This is a genomic window from Lelliottia wanjuensis, from assembly GCF_030238365.1.
GTDB classification, from domain to species: Bacteria; Pseudomonadota; Gammaproteobacteria; order Enterobacterales; family Enterobacteriaceae; genus Enterobacter; species Enterobacter wanjuensis.
In genome coordinates this window covers 123,996-144,480 of sequence record NZ_JASSOT010000047.1, presented here as the reverse complement: position 1 = coordinate 144,480, position 20,485 = coordinate 123,996, and the positions used below count along the sequence as shown (strand labels likewise).

Below are 20,485 nucleotides of genomic sequence, written 5' to 3'. Positions count from 1 at the left end.
CAGGGATTTAGCCATGAAACTTTTCGCCCAGGACACGACTCTCGATCTCTCACATCCTCATGTGATGGGTATCCTGAACGTCACCCCTGACTCCTTCTCCGACGGTGGCTCGCATAACACGCTGATTGATGCGGTGAAACATGCCAATCTGATGATCAATGCAGGCGCAACGATTGTGGATGTCGGCGGCGAATCGACGCGCCCCGGTGCGGCGGATGTGAGTGTGGAAGAAGAGTTATCCCGCGTAATCCCGGTGGTTGAGGCGATTGCCCAACGTTTTGAGGTGTGGATCTCTGTCGACACCTCCAAGCCGGAAGTGATTCGTGAAGCGGCGCGAGTGGGCGCTCACATCATCAATGATATCCGTTCGCTGTCTGAACCGGGCGCGCTGGAAGCGGCAGCTGAAACGGGCCTGCCTGTTTGCTTGATGCATATGCAGGGCCAGCCGAAGACGATGCAGGAAGCGCCAAAGTATTCTGATGTCTATGCAGACGTGAATCGCTACTTTATTGAGCAAATCGCGCGCTGTGAGCGTGCAGGTATCGCAAAAGAGAAATTGCTGCTCGACCCGGGATTCGGTTTCGGTAAAAATCTGTCACATAACTATGAGCTGCTTGCGCGCTTATCTGAGTTTCACCATTTTGGCCTGCCGTTGCTGGTCGGGATGTCGCGAAAAACGATGGTCGGGCAATTGCTGAATGTTGGCCCGAGCGAACGTCTCAGCGGCAGTCTTGCCTGCGCGGTGATCGCGGCCATGCAAGGGGCTCACATTATTCGCGTCCATGACGTCAAAGAGACTGTAGAAGCTATGCGTGTGGTTGAAGCCACATTGTCAGCGAAGGAAAACAAACGCTATGAGTAATCGTAAATATTTTGGCACCGATGGTATCCGTGGGCGCGTGGGTGATGCACCTATTACTCCTGAATTTGTGCTCAAACTGGGTTGGGCGGCAGGTAAGGTGTTGGCTCGTCATGGCTCGCGTAAAATCATCATCGGTAAAGACACCCGTATTTCTGGCTATATGCTGGAGTCCGCGTTAGAAGCGGGTCTTTCCGCCGCCGGGCTTTCCGCTTCCTTTACGGGCCCGATGCCAACGCCTGCGGTCGCGTACCTCACGCGTACTTTCCGCGCGGAAGCGGGTATCGTGATTTCGGCTTCCCATAACCCGTTCTACGATAACGGCATCAAATTCTTCTCCATCGATGGCACCAAACTGCCGGACGAAGTGGAAGAAGCCATCGAAGCGGAAATGGAAAAAGAGCTGACCTGCGTTGACTCTTCAGAGCTGGGTAAAGCCAGCCGTATCGTGGATGCCGCGGGCCGTTACATCGAATTCTGCAAAGGCACCTTCCCGAACGAACTGAGCCTGAGCCACCTGAAAATCGTGGTCGATTGTGCCAATGGCGCCACCTACCACATTGCGCCGAATGTCTTCCGTGAGCTGGGTGCTAAAGTCATTGCCATCGGCTGTGAGCCGGACGGCGTCAACATCAACGAAGAAGTGGGTGCGACAGATGTGCGTGCGCTGCAGGCGCGCGTGCTGGCAGAAAAAGCCGATCTGGGTATCGCGTATGACGGCGATGGCGATCGCGTGATCATGGTCGATCATGAAGGGAACAAGGTCGATGGCGATCAGATCCTGTATATCATCGCTCGTGAAGGGCTGCGTCAGGGACAGCTGCGCGGCGGTGCGGTTGGCACGCTGATGAGCAATATGGGTCTTGAGCTGGCGCTGAAACAGCTGGGTATTCCGTTTGTCCGTGCGAAAGTGGGCGACCGCTACGTGCTGGAGAAACTGCAGGAAAAAGGCTGGCGCATCGGGGCTGAAAACTCCGGTCACGTGATCCTGCTCGACAAAACCACCACGGGTGACGGCATCGTGGCCAGTCTGCAGGTTGTAGCGGCGATGGTGCGTAACCATATGAGCCTGCACGATCTCTGCACCGGCATGAAAATGTTCCCGCAGATTCTGGTAAACGTGCGCTTTACCGCAGGCAAAGGCGATCCGCTGGAAAATGAGAACGTGAAAACGGTGATGGCTGAAGTCGAAGCTGCCCTCGGCAATCGTGGCCGCGTACTGCTGCGCAAATCCGGCACTGAGCCGTTAATTCGCGTGATGGTGGAAGGTGAAGACGAGAAACAGGTGACAGAGTTTGCTCACCGAATTGCTGATGCGGTGAAAGCTGCATAAATTCTCGCAGTAAGTGTTTAAAAAGGCGGCGTTTGCCGCCTTAAACTTATCCGACAAAAGCGCTTTTGCTGTTTTTTTCCGCAGTTGATACAATGCGCTGAAATTGCCCTTGCGAAGGTCATTCGCTTTGGTTAGTATTCACACCCGCTTCAGTGGGAAACATAATTCCCGCTAAATTGGTCGAAGCATTGGTATGCGGCAAATCCGCAAGGAACAGGTTGATTATGTACGAAGCTCTTTTAGTTGTTTTCCTTATTGTAGCCATCGCTCTTGTAGCGCTGATCATGCTGCAGCAAGGTAAAGGCGCTGATATGGGAGCCTCCTTCGGAGCAGGCGCTTCCGGTACGCTGTTCGGTTCAAGTGGTTCTGCGAACTTCATGACCCGCACGACGGCGATTCTGGCTACGCTGTTCTTCATCATCAGTCTGGCGCTTGGCAATATCAACAGCAACAAGACCACGAAAGGAAGCGAGTGGGACAATCTGAGTGCTCCGTCTAAAACTGAGCAGACTCAGCCAGCTGAACCGGCCAAGCCGACCAGCGATATCCCGCACTAAGTAGTATTCAGTACCGAGGTGGTGGAATTGGTAGACACGCTACCTTGAGGTGGTAGTGCCCTAACGGGCTTGTGGGTTCGAGTCCCATCCTCGGTACCAATATTCCAGAAGAAAGACGTCGAAAGACGTCTTTTTTTTCGTCTGTATCTTTTGCTTTTCGTGTTTTGTAGGCCCGGTAAGCGCAGCGCCACCGGGCAAAACTGGCGGGTGGCGCTGCGCTTACCCGCCCTACGAACACCGCAACCGACAACAAAAAAGGCGCCATCAGGCGCCTTTTGCATTTCATCTGAACGATTACTTCTTATCGCTGTGTTCCAGATTCTCAACCTGCGGCAGACCATTGCCGGAAGAGGCAGAGAGCAGGCCGGTTTCGATGTAGTTGAACAGCTTCTCACGGGTGTCGGTGATATCCAGATTACGCATGGTCAACTGACCGATACGATCGTCCGGAGAGAAGACCGAATCGCCTTTCTCCATGGTCAGACGCTCTGCTTTATAGGTCAGGTTGTCAGACACGGTGTTCAGGATTGAATAGTCGTTACCCCGACGCAGTTCCAGCGTCACTTCACCGGTGATGGCGCTCGCCACCCAACGCTGCAGCGCGTCACGCAGCATCAGCGCCTGCGGATCAAACCAGCGACCCTGATACAGCAGTTTACCCAGCTGACGGCCATGAGAGTGATACTGCTCGATGGTGTCTTCGTTGTGAATACCGGTCAGCAGACGCTCATAGGCGATGTGCAGCAGGGCCATCCCCGGCGCTTCATAGATGCCGCGGCTCTTCGCTTCGATGATACGGTTTTCAATCTGATCGCTCATGCCTAAACCGTGACGACCACCGATGCGGTTGGCTTCGAGCATCAGCTCGACGTCATCAGCGAACTTCTGGCCGTTCAGGGCAACCGGATGGCCGCGCTCAAAACGTACAGTCACCTCTTCGGCCTGGATTTTGACGTTTTCGTCCCAGAACTTCACGCCCATGATCGGGTTAACGATCTTCACGCTGGAGTTCAGGAATTCCAGGTCTTTCGCTTCGTGCGTCGCACCCAGCATGTTGGAGTCGGTGGAGTAGGCTTTCTCAACTGACATCTTGTAGTCGAAGCCGCAGGCAATCATAAACTCGGACATTTCATGACGACCGCCGAGCTCGTCGATAAAGTCGGTGTCCAGCCAGGGTTTGTAGATCTGCAGCTCGGCGTTGGTCAGCAGGCCATAGCGATAGAAACGCTCAATGTCGTTGCCTTTATAGGTACTGCCATCGCCCCAGATGTTCACGCCGTCGTCTTTCATGGCCGCGACCAGCATGGTGCCGGTGACCGCACGGCCCAGCGGCGTGGTGTTGAAATAGGTCAGACCGCCCGTGGTATTATGGAATGCGCCGCACTGAATTGCTGCGATACCTTCCGCAACCAGCTGCTTACGGCAGTCAATCAGACGTGCGTTCTCTGCGCCATATTCCATGGCACGGCGAGGGATCGCATCATAATCTTCCTCATCCGGCTGACCCAGGTTCGCAGTATAAGCATACGGAACCGCTCCCTTTTGGCGCATCCACAGCAGTGCAGCGCTGGTATCCAGGCCGCCAGAAAAAGCGATGCCAATACGTTGTCCTACCGGAAGATGCTTGAGAATCGTCGTCATAAAATAAAACCCTGCTTGATTGACTGATAAGAGACCGCTTTCGCTCTTATTGCATGTTTATGCAAAATAAGTGAGTTTTCATTTAATCATCTTTTGTCGATGACCGGAAGAGATTCGTGCGTTTTTTGTAAAAATTCCTTTGGTGCTGCCCGTTGCGGGATGATTCGACAAACACACACAAACATTTAACGCTATTCAGCGTAGCGCATGGAAACCAGAGTTGACAGCCGAATGCTCTAACCAATATAATGCATGCAGATTTTACGTCCCGTCCTCGGTACCAAATCCCAGCATTATTTGCATTTTTTACCCAAAACGAGTAAAATTTGCCACGTTTCAGGCGCGGGGTGGAGCAGCCTGGTAGCTCGTCGGGCTCATAACCCGAAGGTCGTCGGTTCAAATCCGGCCCCCGCAACCACTTTCCTATAAAGTTCTTTTTCAAATATACTGTGAAGACTCAGAGCCTTCGTAGCTGGATTTGAAAAAATTCTTTCAGAAAGTGCTCCAGGCCGCAGTTGCGGCTATAGGGTTCAGTTATCTAAAGCCCCGATTTATCGGGGTTTTTTGTTATCTGACTACAGAATAACTGGGCTTTAGGCCCTTTTTTTATGTCTTGGGGGTGGGCTTGTCCACATTAGAGCAAAAATTAACAGAGATGATTAAGGCACCAGTCGAAGCACTGGGCTACGAACTGGTCGGCATCGAATTTATTCGCAGCCGCACATCCACGCTGCGCATCTATATTGATAGTGAAGATGGCATCAATGTTGATGATTGTGCTGATGTCAGCCACCAGGTCAGTGCGGTTCTTGACGTTGAAGATCCTATTACTGTTGCCTACAACCTGGAAGTTTCCTCGCCTGGTCTCCATCGTCCAATGTTCACCGCTGAGCATTACACGAAGTATCTCGGTGAAGAAGTGACTGTTGTCCTGCGTATGGCTGTGCAGAACCGCCGTAAATGGCAGGGCATTATTAAGGCCGTTGATGGTGAGATGATCACGGTAACAGTCGAAGGCAAAGATGAAGTGTTCGCGCTGAGTAATATCCAGAAGGCGAACCTGGTTCCCCACTTTTAACAGTCTGGATTGAGGTGAAAAGCCCGCGATGAACAAAGAAATTTTGGCTGTTGTTGAAGCCGTCTCTAACGAGAAATCACTGCCGCGTGAGAAGATTTTCGAAGCGCTGGAAAGTGCCCTGGCTACAGCAACCAAGAAAAAATACGAACAAGAGATCGATGTTCGCGTAGAAATCGATCGTAAAAGTGGTGACTTCGATACCTTCCGCCGTTGGGTGATCGTTGAAGAAGTGACCCAACCAACCAAAGAAATCACGCTTGAAGCGGCTCGTTACGAAGACGAAAGCTTCAACGTTGGCGAATATGTTGAAGATCAGATCGAATCTGTCACCTTCGACCGTATCACCACCCAGACCGCTAAGCAGGTTATCGTACAGAAAGTACGTGAAGCTGAGCGCGCGATGGTGGTTGATCAGTTCCGCGAACACGAAGGTGAAATCATCACCGGTGTGGTGAAGAAAGTGAACCGTGACAACATCTCTCTGGATCTGGGCAGCAACGCTGAAGCCGTGATCCTGCGTGAAGACATGTTGCCGCGCGAGAACTTCCGTCCAGGTGACCGTATCCGCGGTGTTCTGTACGCAGTGCGTCCAGAAGCACGTGGTGCGCAGCTCTTCGTCACGCGCTCTAAGCCAGAAATGCTGATCGAACTGTTCCGCATTGAGGTGCCAGAAATCGGTGAAGAAGTTATCGAGATCAAAGCAGCGGCCCGCGATCCGGGTTCTCGCGCTAAGATCGCGGTAAAAACCAACGACAAGCGTATCGACCCGGTCGGTGCTTGCGTCGGTATGCGTGGCGCACGTGTCCAGGCAGTCTCTACTGAACTGGGTGGCGAGCGCATTGATATCGTTCTGTGGGACGACAACCCGGCACAATTCGTGATTAACGCGATGGCTCCGGCTGACGTGTCTTCTATCGTTGTCGACGAAGACAAGCACACCATGGATATCGCCGTTGAAGCAGGTAACCTGGCACAGGCTATCGGTCGTAACGGTCAGAACGTACGTCTGGCTTCTCAGCTGAGCGGCTGGGATCTGAACGTCATGACGGTTGATGACCTGCAGGCTAAGCATCAGGCTGAAGCCCATGCAGCGATCGATAACTTTACGAAGTACCTGGACATCGACGAAGATTTCGCCACCGTCCTGGTTGAAGAAGGTTTCTCTTCGCTTGAAGAACTGGCCTATGTGCCAATTAAAGAACTGCTGGAAATTGACGGCCTGGATGAAGCAACCGTTGAAGCCCTGCGTGAACGCGCTAAAAACGCACTGACCACCCTGGCGCTGGCTCAGGAAGAAAGCCTTGGCGATAACAAGCCGGCTGATGACCTGCTGAATCTGGAAGGTCTTGATCGTGCGATTGCGTTCAAGCTGGCTGCCCGTGGTGTTTGTACGCTGGAAGATCTCGCTGAGCAAGGCGTTGATGACCTGGCTGATATCGAAGGTTTAACCGACGAGAAAGCCGGCGAGCTCATCATGGCCGCACGTAATATTTGCTGGTTCGGCGACGAAGCGTAATAAACTGTAGCAGGAAGGAACAGCATGACTGATGTAACTGTAAAATCGCTGGCTGCTGAGATTCAAACCCCTGTGGACCGCCTGGTACAGCAATTTGCTGATGCAGGGATCCCAAAGGCGGCTGATGACTCAGTGACTGCGCAAGAAAAACAAACATTGTTAGCGCACCTGAACCGTGAACACGGTTCTACGCCTGACAAACTGACGCTGCAGCGCAAAACGCGTAGCACGTTAAACGTTCCCGGTACCGGTGGGAAAAGTAAATCGGTACAAATCGAAGTCCGCAAGACACGCACCTTTGTAAAACGTGATCCGCAAGAGGCCGAGCGCCTTGCAGCGGAAGAGCAGGCGCAGCGTGAAGCGGAAGAGCAAGCCCATCGTGAGGCAGAAGAAACAGCCAAGCGTGAGGCAGTATTAAAAGCTGAACGTGAGGCCGCTGAAAAAGCGAAACGCGATGCCAGTGAAAAAGCAAAGCGTGAAGCTGCGGAAAAAGACAAAGTGAGCAATCAACAGACTGACGATATGACCAAAACCGCCCAGGCAGAAAAAGCCCGTCGTGAAAATGAAGCAGCCGATCTGAAGCGTAAAGCGGAAGAAGAAGCGCGTCGCAAGCTCGAAGAAGATGCGCGTCGCGTCGCTGAAGAAGCACGTCGTATGGCGGAAGAAAATGCGGGTGTTTGGGCTGAGCAAGAGAAAGAGAAAGGTGAAGAGGATAAGAGCGATTATCACGTCACCACGTCTCAGCATGCTCGCCAGGCCGAAGATGAGAACGATCGTGAAGTCGAAGGCGGCCGTGGCCGTACTCGTACGACCAAAGCGGCACGTCCTCAGAAGAAAGGCAACAAGCACTCTGAATCTAAAGCTGACCGTGAAGAAGCGCGCGCCGCTGTTCGTGGTGGTAAAGGTGGCAAGCGTAAAGGTTCCTCTTTACAGCAGGGCTTCCAGAAACCTGCTCAGGCCGTTAACCGCGACGTTGTGATCGGCGAAACCATCACCGTGGGCGACCTGGCAAACAAAATGGCTGTGAAAGGCTCTCAGGTCATCAAAGCGATGATGAAACTGGGCGCAATGGCAACCATTAACCAGGTTATCGATCAGGAAACCGCACAGCTGGTTGCTGAAGAGATGGGCCACAAAGTTATCCTGCGTCGTGAAAACGAGCTGGAAGAAGCGGTAATGAGCGACCGTGACACTGGCGCTGCGGCAGAATCCCGCGCACCGGTTGTGACCATCATGGGTCACGTTGACCACGGTAAAACCTCTCTGCTGGACTACATTCGTTCAACGAAAGTGGCCTCTGGCGAAGCGGGCGGCATCACCCAGCATATCGGTGCATACCACGTTGAAACGGACAACGGTATGATCACCTTCCTGGATACCCCGGGTCACGCCGCGTTTACCTCCATGCGTGCTCGTGGTGCTCAGGCAACGGATATCGTTGTTCTGGTTGTTGCAGCAGACGATGGCGTGATGCCACAGACAATCGAAGCTATCCAGCACGCGAAAGCGGCGCAGGTGCCAGTGGTTGTTGCTGTGAACAAGATCGATAAGCCAGAAGCGGATATGGATCGCGTTAAAAACGAACTGTCCCAGTACGGTGTTATGCCGGAAGAGTGGGGCGGTGAGTCTCAGTTCATCCCAGTTTCTGCGAAAGCAGGTACCGGTATTGATGACCTGCTGAACGCCATCCTGCTGCAGGCTGAAGTTCTGGAACTGAAAGCCGTTCGTAAAGGCATGGCAAGCGGTGCAGTTATCGAATCCTTCCTCGATAAAGGTCGTGGTCCGGTAGCCACTGTTCTGGTCCGTGAAGGTACCCTGAACAAAGGCGACATCGTGCTGTGCGGCTTCGAATACGGTCGTGTTCGTGCGATGCGTAACGAACTGGGTCAGGAAGTTCTGGAAGCAGGTCCATCCATTCCTGTGGAAATCCTGGGTCTGTCCGGTGTTCCGGCTGCCGGTGATGAAGTGACCGTTGTTCGTGACGAGAAGAAAGCGCGTGAAGTTGCGCTGTACCGTCAGGGCAAATTCCGCGAAGTTAAACTGGCTCGTCAGCAGAAATCTAAGCTCGAGAACATGTTCGCTAACATGACCGAAGGCGAAGTTCACGAAGTGAACGTCGTACTGAAAGCGGACGTTCAGGGGTCTGTGGAAGCGATCTCCGACTCTTTACTGAAACTGTCTACCGACGAAGTGAAAGTGAAGATCATCGGTTCTGGTGTCGGTGGTATCACCGAAACCGACGCAACCCTGGCTGCGGCGTCCAACGCGATTCTGGTTGGCTTCAACGTTCGTGCTGATGCTTCTGCGCGTAAAGTTATCGATTCAGAAAGCCTGGATCTGCGCTACTACTCCGTCATCTACCATCTGATCGACGAAGTGAAAGCAGCGATGAGCGGCATGCTGTCTCCGGAACTGAAACAGCAGATCATCGGTCTGGCTGAAGTTCGTGACGTGTTCAAATCACCGAAATTCGGTGCGATTGCGGGTTGTATGGTTACCGAAGGTACCATCAAACGTCACAACCCAATCCGCGTTCTGCGTGACAACGTGGTTATCTACGAAGGCGAGCTGGAATCCCTGCGCCGCTTCAAAGATGACGTTAACGAAGTCCGTAACGGCATGGAATGTGGTATCGGCGTTAAGAACTACAACGACGTTCGCGTTGGCGATATGATCGAAGTGTTCGAAATCATCGAAATCCAGCGTAGCATCGCTTAATCCCTGAAAGGGTTAAGAAAATTGTAAGCCGGGTAAGCGAAGCGCCATCCGGCATGAAATATCAAAAGGGGCTTATGGCCCCTTTTTTGTCTGGAGAATTTATTATGGCGAAAGAATTTGGTCGCCCACAGCGCGTTGCTCAGGAGATGCAGAAAGAGATCGCTCTCATCCTGCAGCGCGAAATCAAAGACCCACGCGTGGGAATGATGACCACCGTTTCGGGCGTTGAAATGTCCCGTGACCTGGCGTATGCCAAAGTGTTCGTCACCTTCCTGAACGACAAAGACGAAGCAGCTGTTAAAAACGGCATTAAAGCCCTGCAGGAAGCCTCTGGTTTTATCCGCTCTCTGCTCGGCAAAGCGATGCGCCTGCGTATCGTGCCTGAGCTGACCTTCTTCTACGATAACTCCCTGGTAGAAGGTATGCGCATGTCCAACCTGGTGACCAGCGTGGTTAAACATGACGATGAACGTCGTGTGAACCCGGACGACAGCAAGGAGGACTGATGAGTCGTCCTCGTCGTCGCGGTCGCGACGTGCACGGCGTGCTGTTGCTGGATAAACCTCAGGGTGCATCCAGTAACGACGTGCTGCAAAAAGTGAAGCGTCTTTATAACGCCAACCGCGCCGGACATACCGGCGCGCTGGATCCGCTGGCGACCGGCATGCTGCCGGTGTGTCTGGGCGAAGCAACCAAGTTTTCCCAGTACCTGCTCGATTCCGATAAGCGTTATCGCGTGATCGCAAAACTGGGTCAGCGCACGGATACCTCCGATGCGGATGGTCAGGTTGTCGAAGAGCGTCCGGTGACCTTCAGTGACGAACAGCTTCAGGCGGCGCTTGAAAGCTTCCGTGGCGATACCTTACAGGTGCCGTCCATGTATTCGGCGCTGAAGTATCAGGGTAAAAAGCTCTACGAGTACGCGCGTCAGGGTATTGATGTCCCGCGTGAAGCGCGCCCGATCACGGTCTATGAGCTGCTGTTCATTCGTCACGAAGGCGATGAACTGGAGCTGGAAGTTCACTGTTCGAAAGGGACCTATATTCGTACCATCATTGACGATCTGGGTGAAAAGCTGGGTTGTGGCGCGCATGTCATCTACTTGCGTCGTCTGGCTGTCAGCAAATATCCGGTCGAACGCATGGTGACGCTTGAGCAACTGCGTGCGTTGGTCAAACAGGCAGAAGAGCAGGGGATCTCCCCGGCCGATCTGCTCGATCCGCTGCTGATGCCAATGGACAGCCCGGCCGCTGATTTCCCGATCGTGAATTTGCCATTAACGTCATCCGTTTACTTTAAAAACGGCAATCCGGTTCGCACGACAGATACCCCGCATACCGGGCTGGTTCGCGTGACGGAAGGCGAAGAAAACAAGTTCATCGGAATGGGTGAAATCGACGACGAAGGCCGTGTCGCACCGCGTCGCCTGGTGGTTGAATATCCCCTTTAAGATATTTACTTGCCTTGCGATAAGCAGGGGAGACGGGTAGAATATCGCCGCTTAACGCCTGGTAAATTGTTTAACAATCTGCGGGGCGTAAACTGGGGTTGCTGAATTAGAGATCGGCACCCTTTCATTCTTTATTTTTTGGAGTTCATCATGTCTCTAAGCGTTGAAGCTAAAGCTAAAATCGTTTCCGAGTTCGGTCGTGGTACTAACGACAGCGGTTCTACCGAAGTTCAGGTAGCCCTGCTGACTGCACAGATTAACCACCTGCAGGGTCACTTTGCAGAGCACAAAAAAGATCACCACAGCCGTCGTGGTCTGCTGCGTATGGTTTCTCAGCGTCGTAAACTGCTCGACTACCTGAAACGTAAAGATGTTGCACGCTACACCGCGCTGATCGAGCGTCTGGGTCTGCGTCGCTAAGTCTTGCGAGTTTCAGAAAAAGGGGCCTAATGGCCCCTTTTTTCAACCAGACGGCAGCAATTCACTGGAAACTATTGTATTGTTGCTATAAATGATCTTCATTGCAGAGGTTCGCGCGGCTAATGAGAGGCTTCACCCATGGGGGTGTCGGTTGTCATTAGTCGCGAGGATGCGAAGAAGGTCGGGTTAAATCGACAGCACACCGAAGGTGTGCTGTCATTCATTAAGAAAGGACAGAATTTTGCTGAATCCGATCGTTCGTAAATTCCAGTATGGTCAGCATACCGTCACTCTGGAAACCGGCATGATGGCACGTCAGGCTACTGCTGCCGTTATGGTAAGCATGGATGACACTGCGGTATTCGTGACCGTTGTTGGCCAGAAAAAAGCTAAACCAGGTCAGGACTTTTTCCCGCTGACCGTTAACTATCAGGAGCGTACTTACGCTGCTGGTAAAATCCCGGGTGGCTTCTTCCGTCGTGAAGGCCGTCCAAGCGAAGGCGAAACCCTGATTGCGCGTCTGATTGACCGCCCGGTTCGTCCGCTGTTCCCGGAAGGCTTCGTTAACGAAGTTCAGGTTATTGCGACCGTTGTTTCCGTTAACCCACAGGTTAACCCGGACATCGTAGCGATGATCGGTGCATCCGCTGCACTGTCCCTGTCAGGTATTCCATTCAACGGTCCTATCGGTTCTGCTCGCGTCGGTTACATCAACGACCAGTACGTACTGAACCCGACTCAGGATGAGCTGAAAGAAAGTAAGCTGGACCTGGTTGTTGCCGGTACCGAAGCTGCGGTACTGATGGTTGAATCCGAAGCAGAACTGCTGAGCGAAGACCAGATGCTGGGCGCGGTGGTGTTTGGCCACGAGCAGCAGCAGATTGTTATCCAGAACATCAACGATCTGGTGAAAGAAGCCGGTAAACCACGTTGGGACTGGCAGCCAGAAGCCGTGAACGAAGCGCTGAACGCGCGCGTTGCTGCACTGGCAGAAGCTCGTCTGAGTGATGCATACCGCATCACTGACAAACAAGAGCGTTACGCTCAGATTGACGTCATCAAATCCGAAACCATCGCTACGCTGGTTGCTGAAGATGAATCTCTGGACGCGAACGAGCTGAGCGAAATCCTGCACGCTATCGAGAAAAATGCTGTACGTAGCCGCGTTCTGGCTGGCGAACCGCGTATCGATGGCCGCGAAAAAGACATGATCCGTGGTCTGGATGTGCGTACCGGCGTTCTGCCACGTACTCACGGTTCCGCACTGTTCACCCGTGGCGAAACTCAGGCGCTGGTAACAGCCACTCTGGGTACCGCACGTGACGCGCAGAACATTGACGAACTGATGGGCGAGCGCACTGACAGCTTCCTGTTCCACTACAACTTCCCTCCGTACTCCGTAGGCGAAACCGGTATGGTTGGCTCGCCTAAGCGTCGTGAAATTGGTCACGGTCGTCTGGCGAAGCGCGGCGTGCTGGCGGTTATGCCGGAAGCTGACAAATTCCCGTACACCGTTCGTGTGGTTTCTGAAATCACCGAATCTAACGGTTCTTCTTCCATGGCTTCCGTGTGTGGCGCTTCCCTGGCTCTGATGGATGCAGGCGTGCCAATCAAAGCCGCTGTTGCGGGTATCGCAATGGGCCTGGTGAAAGAAGGCGACAACTTTGTTGTTCTGTCTGACATTCTGGGCGACGAAGATCACCTGGGCGATATGGACTTCAAAGTAGCGGGTTCCCGCGAAGGTATCTCTGCGCTGCAGATGGATATCAAAATTGAAGGTATCACCAAAGAGATCATGCAGGTTGCTCTGAACCAGGCTAAAGGTGCGCGTCTGCACATCCTGGGCGTGATGGAACAGGCGATCAACGCGCCGCGCGGCGACATCTCTCAGTTCGCACCGCGTATCCACACGATCAAGATCAGCCCAGACAAGATCAAAGACGTGATCGGTAAAGGCGGTTCTGTGATCCGTGCTCTGACTGAAGAGACCGGCACCACCATCGAAATCGAAGATGACGGTACCGTGAAGATCGCAGCGACCGACGGCGAAAAAGCGAAATTCGCGATTCGTCGTATCGAAGAGATCACTGCAGAAATCGAAGTGGGTCGCATCTACAATGGTAAAGTGACCCGTATCGTTGACTTTGGCGCGTTCGTTGCCATCGGTGGCGGTAAAGAAGGTCTGGTTCACATCTCTCAGATCGCTGACAAGCGCGTTGAGAAAGTGACCGATTACCTGCAGATGAACCAGGAAGTACCGGTTAAAGTTCTGGAAGTTGACCGCCAGGGCCGTATCCGTCTGAGCATTAAAGAAGCAACCGAGCAGTCTCAGCCTGCTGCCGCGCCGGAAGCCCCGGCCGCAGAACAAGGCGAGTAAGGTTGCATTTGCCCTCCGCTTTGGCGGAGGGCGTATTATCAGGCAGGACGCCTTGTTAGCAGCCGGGGGACAGGACGTTCATCCAATAGTTGTCTTCGGGAGTGGGAAATGAAGCCTTTTTTGCGCTGGTGTTTCGTTGCGACAGCTTTAACGCTGGCAGGATGCAGCAACTCTGCCTGGCGTAAGAGCGAAGTCCTCGCAGTGCCATTGCAACCGACTTTGCAGCAGGAAGTGATTCTGGCACGCATGGAACAAATTCTTGCCAGTCGGGCTTTAACCGATGATGAACGCGCACAGCTTTTATATGAGCGCGGAGTGTTGTATGATAGTCTCGGTCTGAGGGCACTAGCGCGAAATGATTTTTCACAAGCGCTGGCAATCCGACCTGATATGCCTGAAGTATTCAATTACTTAGGCATATATTTAACGCAGGCAGGCAATTTTGATGCTGCCTATGAAGCGTTTGATTCTGTACTTGAGCTTGATCCAACTTACAACTACGCGCACTTGAATCGCGGTATCGCCCTGTATTACGGCGGTCGTGACAAGTTAGCGCAAGATGATCTGCTGGCGTTTTATCAAGACGATCCTAATGATCCTTTCCGCGTCCTGTGGCTTTACATCGTTGAGCAGAAGCTCGATGAGAAGCAGGCGAAAGAGACGTTAAAGCAACGTTTCGAGAAATCGGACAAGGAACAATGGGGATGGAACATTGTCGAGTTCTACCTGGGCAACATTAGCGAAGCAACGCTGATGGATAGGCTCAAGGCGGACGCAACGGATAACACCTCGCTCGCTGAGCATCTCAGTGAAACCAACTTCTATTTAGGTAAGTACTACCTAAGTCTGGGGGATAAGGACAGCGCCACGGCACTGTTCAAATTAGCGGTTGCTAACAACGTCCACAACTTCGTTGAGCACCGTTATGCATTGTTGGAATTATCGCTCTTGGGCCAGGAGCAAGACGACCTGGCAGAATCGGACCAGCAATAGCTGACGTCACCACTTCAGCCCGTAATCATTTTTTGATTGCCATCACCTTAACTGGTGAGGGCGTTGTTGTTCGTCAATACACCTACTTTGAGCCGGTTCACACTTTTCAATGAAAATTGCTAATCATTTTCACGACGAGTTATGTAGACTGGCCGCCATTAATATCGAGGCACTTGTACTACATGGCTGAATTCGAAACCACTTTTGCAGATCTGGGCCTGAAGGCCACTATCCTTGAAGCCCTTAACGATCTGGGTTACGAAAAACCATCTCCGATCCAGGCTGAATGCATCCCGCATCTGCTCTCTGGTCGTGACGTGCTGGGCATGGCCCAGACTGGTAGCGGTAAGACCGCAGCGTTCTCGCTGCCACTGCTGCACAACATTGATCCGGAACTGCGTGCTCCGCAGATCCTCGTGCTCGCTCCGACCCGTGAACTGGCTGTTCAGGTTGCGGAAGCGATGACTGAATTCTCTAAACATATGCGCGGCGTGAACGTGGTAGCCCTTTACGGCGGCCAGCGTTATGACGTGCAGTTACGCGCCCTGCGTCAGGGTCCACAGATTGTTGTCGGTACACCTGGCCGTCTGCTGGATCACCTGAAACGCGGTACTCTGGATCTCTCTAAACTGAGCGGTCTGGTTCTGGATGAAGCTGACGAAATGCTGCGCATGGGCTTCATCGAAGACGTAGAAACCATCATGGCTCAGATCCCAGAAGGTCATCAGACCGCTCTGTTCTCTGCAACCATGCCAGAAGCGATCCGTCGTATCACCCGTCGTTTCATGAAGGATCCGCAGGAAGTGCGCATCCAGTCCAGCGTGACCACTCGCCCGGACATCAGCCAGACATTCTGGTCTGTACATGGAATGCGTAAAAACGAAGCGCTGGTGCGTTTCCTGGAAGCAGAAGATTTTGATGCGGCGATTATCTTCGTACGTACCAAAAACGCGACCCTGGAAGTGGCTGAAGCTCTGGAACGTAGCGGCTACAACAGCGCAGCGCTGAACGGCGACATGAACCAGTCCCTGCGTGAGCAGACTCTGGAGCGTCTGAAAGACGGTCGTCTGGACATCCTGATTGCAACCGACGTGGCAGCACGTGGTCTGGACGTAGAACGTATCAGCCTGGTTGTGAACTACGATATCCCTATGGATTCCGAGTCTTACGTTCACCGTATCGGTCGTACCGGTCGTGCGGGTCGTGCTGGCCGTGCTCTGCTGTTCGTTGAGAACCGTGAGCGTCGTCTGCTGCGTAACATTGAACGCACCATGAAGCTGACCATTCCAGAAGCAGACCTGCCAAACGCAGACCTGCTGGGCAAACGCCGTCTGGAAAAATTCGCCGCGAAAGTCCAGCAGCAGCTGGAAAGCAGCGATCTGGATCAGTACCGTGCTCTGCTGGCGCAAATCCAGCCGACCGTGGAAGGCGAAGCGCTGGACATCGAAACTCTGGCTGCAGCGCTGCTGAAAATGGCCCAGGGCGAACGTGCTCTGATCGTGCCACCTGATGCACCGATGCGTCCTAAGCGTGAATTCCGCGACCGTGACGATCGTTTCGATCGCAACGATCGTGCTCCACGCGGCGACCGCAATGACCGTGGCCCACGTGGCGACCGTCCAGAGCGTAGCGGTGAAGACCGTCCACGTCGTGAGCGTCGTGACGCAGGCGATATGGAACTGTACCGCATTGAAGTTGGCCGTGATGACGGTGTTGAAGTTCGTCATATCGTTGGCGCTATCGCTAACGAAGGTGACATCAGCAGCCGTTACATCGGTAACATCAAGCTGTTCGGTACTCACTCTACTATCGAACTGCCAAAAGGCATGCCGGGCGAAGTTCTGCAGCACTTTACTCGCACTCGCATCCTGAACAAGCCGATGAACATGCAGCTGATGGGCGATGCCCAGCCGCGTCCGGACCGTGGTCCTCGTCGTGAAGGCGATCGTCCAGCGGGCGAGCGTCGTTTCGGTGGCGGTGAGCGTCGTGAAGGCGGTCGTGGTCCTCGTCGTGATGGCGCAGCACCAGCCGGTGCAGGCCGCTTCAGCGGTGAGCGTCGCGAAAATCGCGGCCCACGTCGCGAAGAAGGCACTACCCGTCGTCGCGACGCGTAATTGCCACGCCTGATAGCGTAAAGTAATCATTACAGCCCCGATATTTTTATCGGGGCTTTTTTTATTCCATTTGTACTATCGTACTGGTACAGTGCGACACATTAAAATGCAGTAGCAAAATGTTTAACTGGAGAAAGGGCTGTATGGCGACACTAACCACCACACAAACTTCACCTTCGCTGCTCGGCGGCGTGGTGATCATCGGCGGGACGATAATTGGCGCAGGGATGTTTTCCCTGCCGGTGGTGATGTCCGGTGCGTGGTTCTTCTGGTCGCTGGCGGCGCTGGTGTTTACCTGGTTCTGTATGCTGCATTCCGGGCTGATGATCCTCGAAGCCAACCTGAACTACCGTATCGGGTCGAGCTTCGACACCATCACCAAAGATCTGCTGGGCAAAGGCTGGAACGTGGTGAATGGCATCTCGATTGCCTTCGTGCTCTACATCCTGACCTACGCCTACATTTCGGCGAGCGGTTCGATCCTGCACCATACGTTTGCCGAGATGTCGCTAAACATTCCGGCACGGATGGCCGGTTTAGTCTTCGCCCTGGCGGTAGCCTTTATCGTCTGGATGAGCACTAAAGCGGTGAGCCGCATGACGGCTATCGTGCTCGGCGCAAAGGTGATTACTTTCTTCCTGACTTTCGGCAGCCTGCTGGGGCACGTCACGCCCGCGACGCTGTTTAACGTTGCGGAAACTCACGCGTCGTACTCGCCGTATCTCCTGATGACACTGCCGTTCTGTCTGGCGTCGTTTGGCTATCACGGTAACGTCCCGAGCCTGATGAAGTATTACGGCAAAGATCCGCGCACCATCATTCGCTGCCTGGTTTACGGTACGCTGCTGGCGCTGGGCCTGTATGTGATTTGGCTGCTGGGGACGATGGGCAACATCCCGCGTCCGGAATTTATCGGCATTGCTCAGAAGGGCGGGAATATTGATGTGCTGGTGCAGGCGCTGAGTGGCGTGCTGAACAGCCGCAGTCTGGATCTGCTCCTGGTGGTGTTCTCAAACTTTGCGGTGGCGAGTTCGTTCCTCGGCGTGACGCTGGGCCTGTTCGACTACCTGGCGGATCTGTTTGGCTTTGATGATTCCGCGATGGGCCGTCTGAAAACCGCGCTGCTGACCTTCCTGCCGCCAATTGTGGGTGGCCTGCTGTGGCCTAACGGTTTCCTGTATGCCATCGGGTATGCGGGTCTGGCGGCGACCATCTGGGCGGCGATTGTTCCGGCGCTGCTGGCGCGTAAATCACGTAAACGCTTCGGCAGCCCAAAATTCCGCGTCTGGGGCGGCAAGCCGATGATTGCGCTGATTCTGGTGTTCGGTGTCGGTAACGCGCTGGTGCATATTCTGTCGAGCTTTGATGTGTTGCCGGTGTATCAGTAAAACGCTTTGCCGGATGGCGGCAGCATAAATTTGTAGGCCCGGTAAGCGCAGCGCCACCGGGCACAAAACTACCCCAACAACTCCTCTTTCACCTGCATCGCCAGATCAAACGAATGCAAACGCGCCTGGTGATCGAAAATCTGTCCGTTAACCATAATCTCATCGGCCTGCGTTTCGCGCAGCACTGCCTCCAGCCCGTGACGCACTTTCGCTTTATCGCCCACCAGCGACATGCTCAGCGCCTGCTGCACGCCGTATTGCTCCGACGCTGACCACAGCTGATGCATATTCTCCACCGGTGGCGGCAACTGCCCGCTTTCGCCACGACGCAGTTTGGCGAAGGCCTGCTGCATCGAGGTGAACAGGAATTCCGCATCGCGGTTGCTGTCGGCGGCAATGATATTGATGCACACCATCGCGTGCGGTTTCTCCAGCCGCTCTGACGGTTTGAAGTTAGTGCGATAAAGATGCAGCGCCTGATGCAACATATCCGGGGCAAAGTGGGAGGCGAACGCAAACGGCAGGCCGAGCTGTGCCGCCAGCTGTGCGCTGTAGAGGCTTGAACCTAACAGCCATACGGGAATCTTCTCACCGTAGCCAGGAACCGGACGCACATGTGGATTTGGATCGCGCGCATCGAACCAGTCCACCAGCTCCGCCACATCGCGCGGGAAGTTATCAATATCGCCGCTCATATGGCGACGCAGCGCGCGCATGGTCGGCTGATCGCTGCCCGGCGCACGGCCAAGCCCTAAATCAATACGCCCCGGATAAAGGGTATTCAGCGTGCCAAACTGCTCGGCAATTACCAGCGGGGAGTGGTTCGGTAGCATCACGCCGCCCGAGCCGAGATGAAGGGTGGTAGTATTCGCGGCCAGATAGCCAATCAGCACCGAGGTCGCGGCGCTGGCGATGCCAACCATGTTGTGATGCTCCGCCAGCCAGTAGCGATGATATCCGCGCTGTTCCGCGAGACGGGCGAGATCCAGAGAGTGAGAAAAGGCTTCTCGCGCAGAGGAGCCTTCTGGGATCGGCGCCAGATCGAGCACCGAAAAGGGAATGGATTTATCAGTCATAACAGCTCACTTTGTCGACGGCATATCTTTTAATAGTGCATTAAAAATTAACCCTTGTTGTTAACAAAGTGAGCTTTTTTTAGGCCTGCAGCTCCAGCCCTGCCACGCGTCTCCAGTAACCGTTACAGTCACTGTTGGCCTTCAGCGGCAATGGCGCGGTGCCATTTTCGTTGGCGCGAAACGCATCCAGCATCGCAAAGACGTCAGTGTCTAACGGCGACAGACGCACCATATCCACCACGCCCTGCATCGACGTCAGCTCGTTGCCGAGGTTGTAAACATAGCCGCTCATGGTCTGAATGCCGTTCAGCACAAACACCAGTTGGTTCTCCTGCGACAGCATATTGCGGCCGTTCGGATACTTGATGCAGCAGGTTTCACACTCGTCTTTCGGGCGATCTTCCGAACGGGCGGTAAAGCAGCGCGCGGAGTAGGCCAGCGGCAGATGCCCGTAGCTCAACACCTCCACTTCAAACTGGTCGCGGATGCCCAGCTCTTGGCACTGATTCAGCAGATTGACCAGCCAGTCGCGGGACAGTTCCACCGGCATACACCAGCGCGTCATCCCCTGTTTCAACAGCAGGCGCAGCGTCACGGCGTTGTAGCAGTTGAGCGCGTGCCCGGCGACAAACGGCAGCTTGCGCTCGGCGCACATATTCACCACGCCAAGATCGCTCGCTTCCAGTAGAAAATCGCCGTTATCGACGTAGCGCTTAATCTCGCCAAGCTCGGACGAGGCCTGCACCAGCGCCAGCGTCGACAGCACCACCTGCTTGCCGCTGCCCGCGAGGGTTTTCGCCATATCCAGCCAGTCGCCCACTTTGGTTGCACGACGCTTGCTGCACACGGATTCACCGAGATAAATCGTATCGGCGCTGCTGCCCGCCGCCTGCTGGTAAAAATCTTCCAGCGTCTCTTTTGACCAGTAGTAGAGCACCGGTCCTAATGAATATTTCATGGATTAT

17 protein-coding genes and 2 tRNA genes are annotated in these 20,485 nt (G+C 54.0%); 16 read left to right on the top strand and 3 right to left on the bottom strand.

Annotated features, from left to right (window positions below):
* Positions 1-13 precede the first annotated feature (13 nt).
* From folP to QQF33_RS04175, 4 genes are all read left to right on the top strand, one after another.
* Entirely contained in the window at positions 14-862 is an 849-nt protein-coding gene (gene folP, locus QQF33_RS04190) for a dihydropteroate synthase (protein WP_285157421.1), read from the top strand.
* Positions 855-2,192 carry a phosphoglucosamine mutase gene (gene glmM, locus QQF33_RS04185; RefSeq protein ID WP_285145817.1) on the top strand — a complete coding sequence of 446 codons (1,338 nt, stop codon included), beginning with the start codon at positions 855-857 and terminating at the stop codon, positions 2,190-2,192. The genes folP and glmM overlap by 8 nt, the downstream gene beginning before the upstream one ends.
* Before the next feature lie 224 nt (positions 2,193-2,416).
* Positions 2,417-2,749: a preprotein translocase subunit SecG gene (secG, locus tag QQF33_RS04180; RefSeq protein ID WP_100778751.1), complete on the top strand. Its 333-nt coding sequence runs from the start codon at positions 2,417-2,419 to the stop codon at positions 2,747-2,749.
* 12 nt (positions 2,750-2,761) lie between these two features.
* Positions 2,762-2,848 (top strand) — tRNA-Leu (locus QQF33_RS04175).
* A gap of 195 nt (positions 2,849-3,043) precedes the next feature.
* On the opposite strand, the gene argG is transcribed toward QQF33_RS04175, so the two are convergent.
* Entirely contained in the window at positions 3,044-4,390 is a 1,347-nt protein-coding gene (gene argG, locus QQF33_RS04170; protein ID WP_282491808.1) for an argininosuccinate synthase, read from the bottom strand.
* 341 nt (positions 4,391-4,731) lie between these two features.
* Here argG and QQF33_RS04165 point away from each other — a divergent pair.
* The 12 genes from QQF33_RS04165 to mtr all read left to right on the top strand — a co-directional run bounded on the left by QQF33_RS04165 (position 4,732) and on the right by mtr (position 18,444).
* Positions 4,732-4,808 (top strand) — tRNA-Met (locus QQF33_RS04165).
* 207 nt (positions 4,809-5,015) lie between these two features.
* On the top strand, positions 5,016-5,468 hold the full coding sequence (gene rimP / locus QQF33_RS04160) for a ribosome maturation factor RimP (protein ID WP_282491807.1): 453 nt from the start codon (positions 5,016-5,018) through the stop codon (positions 5,466-5,468).
* 28 nt (positions 5,469-5,496) lie between these two features.
* Positions 5,497-6,984: a transcription termination factor NusA gene (gene nusA, locus QQF33_RS04155; protein ID WP_100778754.1), complete on the top strand. Its 1,488-nt coding sequence runs from the start codon at positions 5,497-5,499 to the stop codon at positions 6,982-6,984.
* 24 nt (positions 6,985-7,008) lie between these two features.
* Complete coding sequence (infB, locus tag QQF33_RS04150; protein WP_282491806.1) at positions 7,009-9,702, top strand: translation initiation factor IF-2; 2,694 nt, start codon at positions 7,009-7,011, stop codon at positions 9,700-9,702.
* A 104-nt stretch (positions 9,703-9,806) separates the two neighbouring features.
* Positions 9,807-10,208: a 30S ribosome-binding factor RbfA gene (rbfA, locus tag QQF33_RS04145; protein WP_100778756.1), complete on the top strand. Its 402-nt coding sequence runs from the start codon at positions 9,807-9,809 to the stop codon at positions 10,206-10,208.
* On the top strand, positions 10,208-11,152 hold the full coding sequence (truB, locus tag QQF33_RS04140) for a tRNA pseudouridine(55) synthase TruB (RefSeq protein ID WP_285145816.1): 945 nt from the start codon (positions 10,208-10,210) through the stop codon (positions 11,150-11,152). Before rbfA ends, truB begins: the two co-directional genes overlap by 1 nt.
* A gap of 150 nt (positions 11,153-11,302) precedes the next feature.
* Positions 11,303-11,572 carry a 30S ribosomal protein S15 gene (gene rpsO / locus QQF33_RS04135; protein WP_003861789.1) on the top strand — a complete coding sequence of 90 codons (270 nt, stop codon included), beginning with the start codon at positions 11,303-11,305 and terminating at the stop codon, positions 11,570-11,572.
* 241 nt (positions 11,573-11,813) lie between these two features.
* Positions 11,814-13,949, top strand: coding sequence for a polyribonucleotide nucleotidyltransferase (gene pnp, locus QQF33_RS04130; protein ID WP_095283551.1), 2,136 nt, complete (start codon positions 11,814-11,816; stop codon positions 13,947-13,949).
* A gap of 108 nt (positions 13,950-14,057) precedes the next feature.
* Positions 14,058-14,942 carry a lipoprotein NlpI gene (gene nlpI, locus QQF33_RS04125; protein ID WP_282491803.1) on the top strand — a complete coding sequence of 295 codons (885 nt, stop codon included), beginning with the start codon at positions 14,058-14,060 and terminating at the stop codon, positions 14,940-14,942.
* Positions 14,943-15,051: 109 nt separating this feature from the next.
* Positions 15,052-15,132 (top strand): protein YrbN, encoded by an 81-nt coding sequence (gene yrbN, locus QQF33_RS04120; RefSeq protein ID WP_097919743.1) that lies wholly within the window; start codon positions 15,052-15,054, stop codon positions 15,130-15,132.
* Positions 15,125-17,056, top strand: coding sequence for a DEAD/DEAH family ATP-dependent RNA helicase (locus QQF33_RS04115; protein ID WP_285145815.1), 1,932 nt, complete (start codon positions 15,125-15,127; stop codon positions 17,054-17,056). The genes yrbN and QQF33_RS04115 overlap by 8 nt, the downstream gene beginning before the upstream one ends.
* Before the next feature lie 143 nt (positions 17,057-17,199).
* On the top strand, positions 17,200-18,444 hold the full coding sequence (mtr, locus tag QQF33_RS04110; protein WP_285157420.1) for a tryptophan permease: 1,245 nt from the start codon (positions 17,200-17,202) through the stop codon (positions 18,442-18,444).
* 68 nt (positions 18,445-18,512) lie between these two features.
* Here the strand turns inward: mtr and QQF33_RS04105 are convergent, their stop codons facing one another.
* Both QQF33_RS04105 and QQF33_RS04100 read right to left on the bottom strand, forming a co-directional pair.
* Positions 18,513-19,520: a luciferase-like monooxygenase gene (locus QQF33_RS04105; RefSeq protein WP_285157419.1), complete on the bottom strand. Its 1,008-nt coding sequence runs from the start codon at positions 19,518-19,520 to the stop codon at positions 18,513-18,515.
* A gap of 79 nt (positions 19,521-19,599) precedes the next feature.
* Complete coding sequence (locus tag QQF33_RS04100) at positions 19,600-20,478, bottom strand: U32 family peptidase (RefSeq protein ID WP_285157418.1); 879 nt, start codon at positions 20,476-20,478, stop codon at positions 19,600-19,602.
* Positions 20,479-20,485 lie beyond the last annotated feature (7 nt).

Excerpts from the sequence above, each read along its gene's own strand:
- folP (WP_285157421.1), top strand. The coding sequence starts at position 14 with ATGAAACTTTTCGCCCAGGACACGACTCTCGATCTCTCACATCCTCAT.
- glmM (WP_285145817.1), top strand. The coding sequence starts at position 855 with ATGAGTAATCGTAAATATTTTGGCACCGATGGTATCCGTGGGCGCGTG.
- secG (WP_100778751.1), top strand. The coding sequence starts at position 2,417 with ATGTACGAAGCTCTTTTAGTTGTTTTCCTTATTGTAGCCATCGCTCTT.
- argG (WP_282491808.1), bottom strand. The coding sequence starts at position 4,390 with ATGACGACGATTCTCAAGCATCTTCCGGTAGGACAACGTATTGGCATC.
- nusA (WP_100778754.1), top strand. The coding sequence starts at position 5,497 with ATGAACAAAGAAATTTTGGCTGTTGTTGAAGCCGTCTCTAACGAGAAA.
- infB (WP_282491806.1), top strand. The coding sequence starts at position 7,009 with ATGACTGATGTAACTGTAAAATCGCTGGCTGCTGAGATTCAAACCCCT.
- rbfA (WP_100778756.1), top strand. The coding sequence starts at position 9,807 with ATGGCGAAAGAATTTGGTCGCCCACAGCGCGTTGCTCAGGAGATGCAG.
- truB (WP_285145816.1), top strand. The coding sequence starts at position 10,208 with ATGAGTCGTCCTCGTCGTCGCGGTCGCGACGTGCACGGCGTGCTGTTG.
- rpsO (WP_003861789.1), top strand. The coding sequence starts at position 11,303 with ATGTCTCTAAGCGTTGAAGCTAAAGCTAAAATCGTTTCCGAGTTCGGT.
- nlpI (WP_282491803.1), top strand. The coding sequence starts at position 14,058 with ATGAAGCCTTTTTTGCGCTGGTGTTTCGTTGCGACAGCTTTAACGCTG.
- yrbN (WP_097919743.1), top strand. The coding sequence starts at position 15,052 with ATGAAAATTGCTAATCATTTTCACGACGAGTTATGTAGACTGGCCGCC.
- QQF33_RS04115 (WP_285145815.1), top strand. The coding sequence starts at position 15,125 with ATGGCTGAATTCGAAACCACTTTTGCAGATCTGGGCCTGAAGGCCACT.
- mtr (WP_285157420.1), top strand. The coding sequence starts at position 17,200 with ATGGCGACACTAACCACCACACAAACTTCACCTTCGCTGCTCGGCGGC.
- QQF33_RS04105 (WP_285157419.1), bottom strand. The coding sequence starts at position 19,520 with ATGACTGATAAATCCATTCCCTTTTCGGTGCTCGATCTGGCGCCGATC.
- QQF33_RS04100 (WP_285157418.1), bottom strand. The coding sequence starts at position 20,478 with ATGAAATATTCATTAGGACCGGTGCTCTACTACTGGTCAAAAGAGACG.